The sequence below is a fragment of the Acinetobacter sp. 1542444 genome (genome assembly GCF_000581835.1).
Classification (GTDB): domain Bacteria; phylum Pseudomonadota; class Gammaproteobacteria; order Pseudomonadales; family Moraxellaceae; genus Acinetobacter; species Acinetobacter pittii.
Genome location: NZ_JEYA01000004.1, coordinates 1 through 12282, shown reverse-complemented (window position 1 = coordinate 12282; position 12282 = coordinate 1). Strand labels below are relative to the sequence as shown.

Here is a 12282-nt window from a genome sequence, read left to right as displayed (position 1 = left end):
GATATCCACATTTTACTAATGATCAGATTATTCCTGATAAGGGTTAGCAATATTGAGTTTTGCTAAAATTTCAATTTCTAAGCCTTCCATCTCTTCTGCATCTTCATCACTGGTTTCATGGTCATAACCAAGTAAATGTAAAACACCATGTACTAACAGATGTGCAAAATGATTTTGTGCAGTTTTCTTTTGTTCCAAAGCCTCTTGTAATACCACTGGAATACAAATAACTAAATCACCTAATGGTAAGGCATCTAGCATTGGTAGAACTTCTTCTGGAATATCACTTGGGAAAGATAAAACATTAGTTGGTTTATCTTTTTCTCGGTATTGCAAATTGAGTTGCTGGCTTTCATCCAGATCTACGCAAGCAACTCCAATTTCACAATCTTCTTTATAACCAACGTGGCGTAAAGTGGTCTCAATAATTTTTTTGAGTTGAGCCCGTTTGAGCTCTAACTCAGGTGATTGAAAGTCTTGTTGTAAACTTAAACTGATTTTCAAAATGAATCCTTAAGCATCCTGGTGTTGCAAGTCTGCTGCTGTATCGTTTTCAGCAACTAATGCTTCTTGACGTGCTTTACGTTCAGCACGTGCTTCAGCATTAAGACGCTGTTGTTCACCATCCCAACCTTCATACGCTTCAACAATTTTTTGAACAAGTTGATGACGTACAACGTCACGGGAATGGAAACGGGTAATATGAATTTCTTTAATGTTCTCGAGTACACGTAGTGCATGTGCCAAACCAGATTGTTGGCCTCGAGGTAAATCTACTTGGGTAATATCACCTGTAATCACTGCACGAGAACCAAAACCTAAACGGGTCAAGAACATTTTCATTTGTTCTGGCGTTGTGTTTTGAGCTTCATCCAAAATTACAAATGAATGGTTAAGTGTGCGACCACGCATATAGGCAAGAGGTGCAACTTCAATCACTTGACGCTCGATTAACTTGGCAACTTTTTCAAAGCCAAGCATTTCGTAAAGAGCATCGTAAAGAGGGCGTAAGTATGGGTCGATTTTCTGAGTTAAATCACCCGGTAAGAAACCTAGCTTTTCTCCAGCTTCTACAGCAGGACGTACAAGTAAAATCCGTTGGATTTCATTACGTTCAAGCATATCTACTGCGGCGGCAACTGCTAAATAGGTTTTACCTGTACCCGCAGGGCCAACACCAAAAGAAATATCGCTTTGCAAAATACGCTGTACGTAGCGTTTTTGATTGGCACCACGTGGGTTAATACGGCCTTTTCGAGTTTGGAAATAGACATCCATTGGTGCATCATGTTCATCCATTTCTTCTCCAACTAACTCGAAATTACGTTCAGTTTGAGAAGATTGAATTAACAGATGCAACAGATCAGCACTGATTTGCTGAGATACCTCAGACTCTTCGTAGAGTCGTTGCAATAACGCTTCGGCTCTCCCAACAGCATCTATCTCACCATCGATATGAAAAACATCTCCACGATGAGTAATTTTGACATCTAAACGCTGTTCAATTTGCTTAAGGTGCCCATTATAGGCACCCAAGATGCTCTTTAAACGTTCCATTGAAATTTCAGGAAATGTTACGGTACGTCGAATCGCTGCAGTCAAGAGAAAACCTTTCAGTAGACTTTAGAATACCTCTACATTACGCCACGTCAGGCTCAAGATTCAAGAGCTCACCGTAAACTAAATTTAAAGTTTTAATTTCAGTAATCTCGATCTCTGCAAAACGACCTACCCAAGAAGCATCACCGACAAAAGTGACTAGACGTGTATTATCGGCTGTACCTAGTAAAATATTAGGGTCTTGGTCCGAAACTTTTTCAATAAGAACACGTTCAATTTTGCCAAGCATTGCATCAGTTTTTTCAATGCTAGACTGTTTAATCACTTTCTGAACTTGAGCTAAACGCTCTTTCTTAACGTGCTCAGGCGTAGTATCAGGTAAGTCTGATGCAGGTGTACCTGGACGTTTTGAATAAACAAAGCTATATGAGTGATCAAAATCTAAGTCTTTGATAAATTGAAGTGTTTCGGCGAAGTTTTCATCAGTTTCACCAGGGAAACCAATAATAAAGTCACTCGATAAGTGCATATCAGGACGTATTTTTCTTAATTTAGCAATCTTGTCGATATAAACATCAATCGTATGATTTCGCTTCATTGCCTGTAAGACATCATTTGATCCACTTTGAACAGGTAAGTGTAAATGTGACACCATTTGAGGCAAATCTTCATAACACTGAATTAGCTCGTCAGAGAACTCAAGTGGGTGCGATGTTGTATAACGTAAACGTCCAATACCTGGAATTTCTGCAACGAGTCGTAACAATTCAGGGAAGGTACAGATGCCACCTTCGAAGGTTTCACCGCGATATCCATTTACATTCTGACCCAGAAGTGAAATTTCACGGACACCTTTTTCCGCAAGACCTGCAATTTCTGCAAGTACATCATCTAATGGACGAGAAACTTCTTCACCGCGTGTGTAGGGAACTACACAGAAAGAACAGTATTTAGAGCAGCCTTCCATAATAGAAACGAATGCTTTAAACCCTTCTACACGTGGTTCGGGCAAGAAGTCGAATTTTTCAATATCTGGGAAAGAAATATCAACCAGTTTGATTTTATCTTTTTTAGGTTTTTCTACTTGAGCATTATGTTGATCAAGCATCTGCGGTAAACGGTGTAATGTTTGTGGGCCAAAAATCATGTCTACATAAGGCGCACGTTTTTGAATGTTGTCACCTTCTTGAGACGCAACACATCCACCGACACCAATCACAAGATCAGGGTTTTTGTCTTTTAGTTTGCGCCAGCGACCTAATTCACTAAATACTTTTTCCTGCGCTTTTTCACGAATAGAACACGTATTCATGAGCAGAATGTCTGCTTCATTAGGGTTGGTCGTCAAAACGTAACCGTGAGAATCCCCTAAAAGGTCTGCCATACGGTGACTGTCATACTCATTCATTTGACACCCTTGAGTTTCAATATAAAGTTTTTTTATTGAAACATCAGTGGTGTGCGTTGGCTGGGTAACAGTGTTTTCTGAGGCAGCTTTGGCACCATTGGGAATGAAGGTTTGAACCGTCATGCAGGCTCCTAACAGATCGATCTAAAAAAGAATAAATTGGCCCAAAATGGGTCAAACCATCTATTATAGCAGTATTTGAGCTGAACCGATAACAGTAAACTTTCAGAACATGACACGGTTTTTGTGAAGTAAATTAGGTGAATTTTAATGATGTTGAATCATAGAGTTACATAACACAACAAAAGAAAGCACGAAGAATAATTAAACTATGCGTTGAAGGTGAATAGTCAAGGTTTAGCATATATATGAGACCAAGTAGAAAGAGCTCATCAATCCATAGTCGTGTAATGAAAAATAAATATATGCATCGTAGCTGGTTAGGAGCTATGTGTTTACTTGGTTGTTCATTTACCTATGCTGCCGAAGAGCAGTTTAATGATGCACTAAATGCTGCAAATAGTGGTAATACAGCGTTATTAGACCAATATCAGCTTGCTATGCAAAATGATGTGTTGGGATACTATCCAGAATATTGGAAACTTAATACAAACCTTGGCTTTCAACCTACTGCCTCTATCGTAAGCTTTGCTCAACGCTATCCACAATCAGCAATGGCTGAAAAATTAGCAGCCGATTATGTTGAAGAAAAAGTTAAACAAGCTGACTTTGCATCTGCTCAACCCGTCTTATCTTATGTTACCAACCCTGACCAAGCCGAAAATTGTGCTTTGGCACAGGTGCGGGCGAAAAGCGGTGATGCATTAGTTTTTGCTGAATATAAAGATGTTTGGTTAGCAACTGAGTCACAACCAGAATCTTGTTTAGGTTTAGGGCGCATGATGTTATCTAGCCCTTTAATGAGCGCACAAGATAAACAACAGCGTCTATGGGTACAATTGCGTGCAGGTTTGTCGGGACAGGCGCTCGCGACAGCACAAACTTTGGGCTTGAATCTTTCTTTGGCCCAGCTTAACCAAATTCAGGCCAACCCACTCAATTATTTATGGAGTGCGCCTAAAACAAATGATGCAGATTATGCTTATTTGATTTTCGCGTTAGGGCGTTTAGCTAATAATGACTTAAGTAATGCTTTTTCAAATGTGCAGCGTGTTGCCCAAGGTACGCCACAAAATGTACAAAAATATTTATATCGTACGGTAGCCTATATTGGTGGCACCACGGTAATGAAAAATAATTTTAATCGTGAAGTTCTTCAATATTTTGATGCAAGTTATGGTTATCCATTAAGTCCAGAAGAAGCCGAAATTTATGCGCGTCAGGCGATTCGTTTTGGGGCGTGGGAAAGTTTAATTCGCGCTATTGATAGTATGACGGTAACCCAAAAACAAGAAGACCGCTGGCAATATTGGCTTGCTCGTGCGTCAGAGCAGCGTGGTGATAGTGCTTCTAAAGCAACAGCACAACAAATTTATAGAAAACTGGCTCAGGCGGGTGATGACTATCATAACCTTTTAGCAAAAGATCGCTTAGGTGAGCGTTATAACCACCAACCTTATGATGATCAGCCGACAGCAAGTGATTTAAGACGTTTAGATCAGAATATTCACTTTAATCGTGCTTTTACTTTAAAACGTATTAATGCAAATCCAACTTATACGAATCGAGAGTGGAATTGGGCAGTTCGTCAAGCGTATCTTCAGCATGACGATGGGCTACTTTTAGCTGCGGCAAAGCGTGCTCATGACATGGGGTGGTATGACCGTGCAATTTATGCAGCAGATCGTACAACAAATAAGCATAATGATACTTATCGCTATGTGACTCCTCATAAGACTAATGTCGTAAGTCATAGTTACAATGCAGGAATTGATCCTGCATGGGCTTATGGTTTAATGCGTCAAGAAAGTCGGTTTGTAACTTCTGCGCGTTCTCACGTTGGGGCGGGTGGTCTTATGCAAATTATGCCTGATACAGCGAAGTTGATTGCACGTCAAATGGGTGAAACTTATAATCCGGCTGCATTAAATGAAATGAATACCAATATTCGATATGGAACATTTTATTTGTCGATGATTCAGGGACAATTAAGCAATAACCCTGTTTTGGCGACAGCAGGTTATAATGCGGGGCCTAATCGGGCTAGACGTTGGCAGCCGGACTATCAATCAATTTCGGCTGACCAATATACTGAGACAATTCCATTGTTAGAAACCAGAGACTATGTCAAGCACGTTATGACGAATGCAACACATTACGGCGTAATATTGGGTCAAGGCGCCCAGTCGTTATCGCAGCGTATGAAAGTCATTCCAATGCGTACGTCGCCTTAACTTTAAGGTGGTTGATGATGGATCTTCTTTTAATTGGCATATTCAAGTTTTAATTAAATGAAATATAGATATTTGGAACTTCGTTCAATTTTGCAACTTGCATGGTGGCTCATCTGTGCGGGAGTAGGGTTGATGAGTTCCGTTTTACATGCCGAACCTGTTAATTTACAAGGGTATGTTATGCATGTGCAAATGACACCTGCCGCATGTGCATTAGATCCCTCTAAACAAAAACAACGTAAATGTCTTGAAGGATATTCACTGACAATTACAGGCCTCATGCCAGAAACGAACCAAAGTAATTGCTCAACAGACAGTTCTGCAACCTTGTCTCCATTGCAAGCCAAAGTCGTAGCTCGGGTTATGCCTGATAATAATGCTCGTGTACAGCTTTGGAAAAGTGTAGGCGGATGCGTTCCTATGAATGCAAGCCAATATTTCCGTACGGTTATTAATTTTGCTGAACGTTTAAAAATTCCGGCTAGTCTCACAAGTTCAACAAATGTTGAAATGCAGCAATCCGCGTTAAGACAGCAGTTTGTACGCCTTAATCCCAGCTTACCTCAAAATGGTATCCGTTTTAGTTGTCAATTATCACGTTCAGATGTGGTCTTAACAGAAGTGAAAGTTTGTTATACGGTAAAGGGTCAATATAAACAGTGTGCAAATCATGTGGTATCGAATTGCCCTGGTGAAATCATGATTAAAGGTAGTTATTAAAGCTTACCAACATTTTGTAAGGAAATGCTGACCATACATTGAATCTATTTGTAAAGATTAATTTGTATTTTCTATCAGACTTTTGGTGAAAACGAGTCGCTTTTACATGCATCTGCCAAATCTTTAGAGTACAATCTTTGCCGTTTATGATGATTTGGTTAGATGGAATTCCTATTTAGCCCGATTAAGGACACTCATTGGAGACAATTACATGAAGCAACCCGTTCGTGTTGCCGTGACTGGCGCTGCAGGTCAAATTGGTTACAGCTTATTATTCCGTATCGCAAGCGGTGAAATGTTAGGTAAAGATCAACCTGTTATTTTACAATTGCTTGAAGTTCCAGTTGAAAAAGCACAACAAGCGCTTAAAGGCGTAATGATGGAACTTGATGACTGTGCTTTCCCTTTATTGGCTGGCATGATCGGGACTGATGATCCGAAAGTTGCATTTAAAGATGCTGACTACGCATTATTGGTAGGTTCTCGTCCACGTGGTCCTGGTATGGAACGTGCTGACTTGTTAAAAGTTAACGGTGAAATTTTCATCGGCCAAGGTCAAGCATTAAACGAAGTTGCTAGCCGTAACGTTAAAGTATTAGTTGTAGGTAACCCTGCAAACACTAACGCTTACATCGCAATGAAATCTGCTCCAGATCTTCCAGCGAAAAACTTCACAGCGATGTTGCGTCTTGACCACAACCGTGCGTTGACTCAAGTTGCTCAAAAAGCTGGTGTTGCAGTTGCTGATATCGAAAACTTAACAGTTTGGGGCAACCACTCTCCAACAATGTATGCTGATTACCGTTTTGCAACTGCAAACGGCGAAAGCTTAAAAGACAAAATCAACGATCCAGCTTGGAACAAAGACGTATTCCTTCCAACTGTTGGTAAACGTGGTGCTGCGATCATCGAAGCGCGTGGTTTGTCTTCTGCTGCTTCTGCTGCTAACGCTGCAATTGACCATATGCGTGACTGGGCGCTTGGTACAAACGGCAAATGGGTAACTATGGGTATTCCATCTGATGGTTCTTATGGTATTCCTGAAGGCGTTATGTTCGGTTTCCCTGTTACAACTGAAAACGGTGAATACAAAATCGTTCAAGGTTTAGAAATCGATGAATTCAGCCGTGAGCGTATCAACTTCACTCTAAATGAGCTTGAAGAAGAGCGTGCAGCAATTGCTGACATGGTAAAATAATTCATCAACTTGATGAGTTAAAAAAAGCACTCTTTAGAGTGCTTTTTTATTGAATCCTGAAAAAGCAAACACAAAAAGCAACAAGAAAATATAGACACTATCATGCAAGTAAAAACGTTTTATTGTTAGATTAGTTAATAGATGATTTAAAAGAAGTTATAGGAGAATAACAATGTTTGAACAGCAACCGACTTTAGAGCTTTTATTTGATCAGTTGGGTTTAGATTCTGATGAAGAAAGTATTGAAAACTTTATCAAAACACATCAATTGCCAGCCGAGCAAAAATTACATGAAGCTTCTTTTTGGTCAAAAGGTCAAAGCGATTTTTTGAAGAGTCATTGGGAAAAAGATGATGAGTGGATTGTGGTGATTGATGAGCTTAATGAACAACTGCATGAAGACAGTGTGAAAAAATAAGTTCAAAAAATAAAGCCTGTTTTACAAGTAATACGTAAAACAGGCTTTATTGCATTAAGAGTTTAATGTGTTTTTACTTTTAATTTATCTTTATACCATGGCTCATGACGTACAAGGTCAAATACAGGTTGGCCATGAAGCAATTCAAGATCACATGTAGACGTTGATAAATATTTAGTTAACCAATGTCGTGTTAATGCTGACTCTTGTCGTGCTGCTGACGCATATGCCAAGAAGAAATAGATATCAGCATGTTCATGATGTGCTAATGGCTTCAAAATTTGTTGAGTAATCAGCGCAAAACGTTTTTCTTTGTTTAGTTCAAAATAAAGCATATAGGCTTTGGCTAAGTGTAAAGACAAATTAAGGTATAAGCTCAATGGCATTTCTTCATATTCCATACGAGCTTGTTCAAGCAAGACAATAGCTTCTTGTAAGAAATGAAGTTGTTCTTGGCGAACACGACTTAATACTACAAGTTGCATGCGTAACTCAGCACGCTCTAAAGCAAGCTCAGGCGTATTTTCAGTCAAATAAAGTTGGTCTGTTTCACCAATTCGGTTCACAATTGTTTTACTTTCAATAGACATACGCCATCACCTTTTTTAATCAATAGCTCTTATATCGGGTTCATTTACCAAATTTAAAGAGTAACCTTTAGACCCAAATGGAATTTCCACTACGAAGCCAGGCTGTAATAGAGAGTCTTTGTTGTTTTGAAATTAATACTTCATGTAATAAATCACTTTGAAATATTACCAGTCGATTGGGTTCAGGATTAACAATATGCCATTTCTCATTTTTATCTTGCAGTCGTAATTGTCCACCCCAATCTTCTTGCCATTCTGGATGTAGATAATAGACAGTTGAGATAATACGATCATTTTTTTGTTGAGGATTGTCTCGATGTAAAGCATAAAATTCACCCAAATTATAACGAGCAAAATGAGCTTCAACCTCTTTAATCCCTAAATAGAATGCTTGATTTAGACTTTGTGAGAATAAAGTTAAGGTTTCAATATGTTGCTGAGCAATAGGAAGTTGATCGTTAATCCAGAGAATATGGTCACTACGAATATTACTTACAACGCCGTTTTGAATGCCTGCTTCTCTAAACTCATCCATATGATGGCTACATTCTTGAGAAACCTGTGCGCGATATTGATCTGGATATGCTTGATTTATAATGGCAAAGCCATGCGCATTTAAATCATCTAAAATTTGATCCAAATTCCATGAATCAGGAAGTGAATGAGAGTGCATATAACCTCGAGTAGATCGTAAAAATATCAAGCAGCTCTATTTTAGATGATCACAACCTTACGAAAGAATATTTTTTTCATGTTAAACTATTTGTTGAATTGAGGAATTAAAGTCAACATGAATTACCGTCACCATTTCCATGCGGGCAACTTTGCAGATGTTATGAAGCATGTGCTTTTGCTACAGCTTCTCAACCGTTTAAATGCTAAAGATAAACCTTATCGTTATATCGATACGCATGGAGGGGCAGGCAAATATGATTTATCTCTGGCACCTGCACAAAAGTCTGGAGAATTTCTCACAGGCATTCATCGTCTAGTTCAACTATCTGATATGGAAAAGCGTCAGGCACCTGAAGCAATCCAGCAATATTTGAAGTTAGTCGAACAATTGCGTTCTGAAGAAGGTAAGGGAAGCTATCCAGGTTCTCCTTGGTTCGCTCTGCAAGGCATGCGTGAAATCGACAAGGCGACTATATTTGAAATGCAGCGCGATGTATTTCAGCAATTACGTCATAACATTCGTGATAAACGTGCAGGTTTACATGAGCGTGATGCATATGAAGGCTTGCTTGGCGTAATTCCGCCAAAAGAAAAGCGCGGTCTTGTTATGATTGACCCTCCTTACGAATTAGAACGTAAAGACTTTCCGCAATTAGTTGAACTTTTACAACAAGCTTATAAAAAATGGCCAACAGGCGTTTTTGCAGTTTGGTATCCAATCAAAGACCGAGCGATGATTGAGCGTTTTGAAAAGAAAATGTTTAAAACGGGTATTCGCCGTCAGTTAGTTTGTGAAATTTGTGTGTGGCCAGATGACACTCCTGTAGGTCTAAATGGTTGTGGTCTATTAGTGATTAACCCACCTTGGCAGTTCTCTGAACAAGCAGACCAAGCACTACAGTGGTTATTCCCGCATCTACGCATGCAAGAAACTGGTGGTCATGCTGCTGTTCGCTGGTTGGTAGGTGAGTAACAGTTAACTTAAATCAATGCACATGTTTGGAATAGAAAATAATGACAAATGCGCCTAAACCAGAGCAAGATTTAACTCATAATGAACATTCATTTGATGGGATTACATTTGAAGTGGTTGAAGAAGAAGATAATCCGGAAGGACAAAAAGTGAAGCGCCGAGGTATTTATCTTTGGCCTAACTTAATTACAACCGCTGCTCTGTTGTCCGGTTTCTATTCCATCATTGCAAGTATGAATGGCGATTTTAATCAAGCGATCTATGCCATTTTTATTGCAGCGCTATTAGATGGTTTAGATGGTCGAGTTGCTCGAGCAATTGGCGCGCAAAGCGCTTTTGGCGAACAATATGATTCTCTCTCGGACTTGTTAGCTTTTGGTGTGGCTCCAGCAATGCTGATGTATAGCTGGAGTTTGCATGATTTAGGTCGTATTGGTCTGGCTTGTTGTTTTGTTTATACAGCCTGCGCAGCCTTCCGACTAGCGCGTTTTAATGTGCAAATTGGCGTTGTTGATAAGCGTTATTTTATCGGCATTGCAAGTCCACTCGCTGCTATTATCATTATTTCACTCGTCTGGGTTGCTCGCGATTATCCTTTTATTTTTGATTTACGTGATATTGCGATTCAAACTATTAATGCTGCTCTTATGGTAATTGTGGGATTACTCATGATTTCCAATATTAAATATTATTCTTTCAAACAGATGGATCGTAAACGCGTTCCTTTTGTAGTTATGTTGCCAGTAGTACTGATTTTTGCGGCAATCACTTATAATATTCCAATGGGCATTTTGACAGTTTCAATTATCTATGCTCTATCTGGTTTTGTTACGACTTTATTTGCACGCAAGAGTAATGAAACAATAAAAACATAAAATAGAAGAGGTTCAGTATGCCTAAGTTGATAAATGAAATTAATCAATTACAGCAGCTGGACCCTAATGCTAAAGAGGGGGTTGTTTATCAACCTTCTCGTGGCTTTTTTAAAATTGTTTATCAAGGCTTGATCCTTCCAAATTTACCAACCCCGCTTCGTTATTTTAATTATATTAGTTTAGTAGGACAGCCACGTATTCCTCTGTGTTATAACACCCACAGCATTACAACTTCAGCTATCGACACTGCAACAGTGCTTGTAAGTAATAGCCAACATAGTGTGGGACATTTAAAAACATATTCTATTCGACGCCAATGCCAGTTTGATTCGGCGCTATATCAATTTGATAAAACCGACCTGATTCAATGGCAAATTCCCGTGATTCGCCTTCAACGATTAGACCCAGAAATGGGGTGTGATCTTACGATTCAGATTCCAGAAAATATATCTAATGCCTCTGCTTTGCAGTGGGGTGTTTCCGACTATTGGTCAACACTATGTATATGTGAAGGTGAAATTTTTTATAAAGGACAGAAATATCAAATTGAAGGGTTGGGGCGATTTAAACACGCGCGAGCTTTGCACTTGCCGTTCTTGTCTTTATGTTTCTATACATGCCAAATTATAAACTTAAATGAAACGACGCAGCTTACATTCTTACAAATAAGAAATCAGTGGAATATCATCCTATGTTCAAGATTAGATATTCAAGAATTTGGGAAGCCTGTTGAAAGTTTTACAGACGACGTAAATTTACATATCCATCGAGTTTATCCAAAGGTTAAAACACCGAATGGTAAAGAGATGTACTTGCCTAGGGAGTTTTCTTGGCAATGTGAGAAAAATGGAAAAATAATTTTTGAGCTTTATGCACAAAGCCGTGGTGACTATAAGTTTGGTTTGGCGGCGGGATATGTCGGAAGCTTTCAATATCAATTAAGCTGGAATGAACAGTGTCTGCAAGGAGAGGGTGGATACTGTGAATATATTGATTGTCGTCCACTTAGATGGCAAGAAAAGAATCAAGACGAGAAAATTTTAGATAAATTGATGCTTTTACAACCATGTTTATATAAAAAATGACTATTTTTATCGTTTTTGATTAAAAAGCGAACTGTTGTTGGACTAATATTAAAAAAGGTATTGCAAAGGGGGTGAGATGGTCTATAATGCACATCCATCGGCGGTGATGCAGATAGAAACTTGTTGAAAAACAGTTACTTGGAATTGAGTTGGTTGCTTTAAGTGATGAATTTGATGGTAAGTTGGTTTTAAGATTAAGTTTTAAAAATATCGAAATTACCTGTTGACTTTTAAGAGATTAAGAGTAATATAGCCGACCTAGCTTGCTGGTGACGAACCAGGAAGAAGATCATTAAGAGAATTGAAGAACAACTTGTGTGGATTTTTACTGATTGATTAATCGAAATAATTTTCATTGATTGATTGGTTTAAATTACTCGAAGTTTATTTGAGCGAAATTTAAGTCAGTAATTGATGAGCCAGAAT

At 38.9% G+C, this 12282-nt stretch carries 11 protein-coding genes and 1 pseudogene; 7 read left to right on the top strand and 5 right to left on the bottom strand.

Annotated features, from left to right (window positions below):
- Positions 1-27: 27 nt before the first annotated feature.
- The 3 genes from ybeY to miaB are packed head-to-tail and all read right to left on the bottom strand — an operon-like array spanning position 28 to position 3091.
- Positions 28-504: an rRNA maturation RNase YbeY gene (gene ybeY / locus J580_RS15115; protein WP_002119528.1), complete on the bottom strand. Its 477-nt coding sequence runs from the start codon at positions 502-504 to the stop codon at positions 28-30.
- Between the two features lie 9 nt (positions 505-513).
- Positions 514-1602 carry a PhoH family protein gene (locus J580_RS15110; protein ID WP_002119513.1) on the bottom strand — a complete coding sequence of 363 codons (1089 nt, stop codon included), beginning with the start codon at positions 1600-1602 and terminating at the stop codon, positions 514-516.
- A gap of 37 nt (positions 1603-1639) precedes the next feature.
- The gene (miaB, locus tag J580_RS15105; protein WP_002119558.1) at positions 1640-3091 is read right to left on the bottom strand and encodes a tRNA (N6-isopentenyl adenosine(37)-C2)-methylthiotransferase MiaB; all 1452 of its coding nucleotides are present in this window, start codon (positions 3089-3091) and stop codon (positions 1640-1642) included.
- A 287-nt stretch (positions 3092-3378) separates the two neighbouring features.
- Between miaB and J580_RS15100 the strand changes: the two genes are divergently transcribed.
- The 4 genes from J580_RS15100 (at position 3379) to J580_RS15085 (ending at position 7658) form a co-directional block, all read left to right on the top strand.
- Complete coding sequence (locus tag J580_RS15100) at positions 3379-5322, top strand: lytic transglycosylase domain-containing protein (RefSeq protein WP_032004787.1); 1944 nt, start codon at positions 3379-3381, stop codon at positions 5320-5322.
- Positions 5323-5379: 57 nt separating this feature from the next.
- Complete coding sequence (locus J580_RS15095; RefSeq protein WP_005804634.1) at positions 5380-6042, top strand: ribonuclease T2 family protein; 663 nt, start codon at positions 5380-5382, stop codon at positions 6040-6042.
- Positions 6043-6253: 211 nt separating this feature from the next.
- Positions 6254-7240 carry a malate dehydrogenase gene (locus J580_RS15090; protein WP_002119517.1) on the top strand — a complete coding sequence of 329 codons (987 nt, stop codon included), beginning with the start codon at positions 6254-6256 and terminating at the stop codon, positions 7238-7240.
- Between the two features lie 172 nt (positions 7241-7412).
- Complete coding sequence (locus J580_RS15085; protein WP_032004786.1) at positions 7413-7658, top strand: DUF2789 family protein; 246 nt, start codon at positions 7413-7415, stop codon at positions 7656-7658.
- Between the two features lie 62 nt (positions 7659-7720).
- Here the strand turns inward: J580_RS15085 and J580_RS15080 are convergent, their stop codons facing one another.
- On the bottom strand, positions 7721-8248 hold the full coding sequence (locus tag J580_RS15080) for a hypothetical protein (RefSeq protein WP_002119538.1): 528 nt from the start codon (positions 8246-8248) through the stop codon (positions 7721-7723).
- Between the two features lie 67 nt (positions 8249-8315).
- Positions 8316-8921, bottom strand: a complete 606-nt coding sequence (locus J580_RS15075) for a 2OG-Fe(II) oxygenase (protein ID WP_017386964.1) — start codon at positions 8919-8921, stop codon at positions 8316-8318.
- A 117-nt stretch (positions 8922-9038) separates the two neighbouring features.
- On the opposite strand from J580_RS15075, the gene J580_RS15070 reads away from it, so the two are divergent.
- The 3 genes and pseudogenes from J580_RS15070 (at position 9039) to J580_RS15060 (ending at position 11875) form a co-directional block, all read left to right on the top strand.
- Entirely contained in the window at positions 9039-9896 is an 858-nt protein-coding gene (locus J580_RS15070; protein ID WP_016143005.1) for a 23S rRNA (adenine(2030)-N(6))-methyltransferase RlmJ, read from the top strand.
- 41 nt (positions 9897-9937) lie between these two features.
- A complete protein-coding gene (gene pssA / locus J580_RS15065) occupies positions 9938-10771 on the top strand; it encodes a CDP-diacylglycerol--serine O-phosphatidyltransferase (protein WP_032004784.1) in 834 nt (277 codons plus the stop codon).
- Positions 10772-10788: 17 nt separating this feature from the next.
- A pseudogene (locus tag J580_RS15060) lies at positions 10789-11875 on the top strand (DUF6670 family protein).
- The last annotated feature ends 407 nt before the right edge of the window (positions 11876-12282 follow it).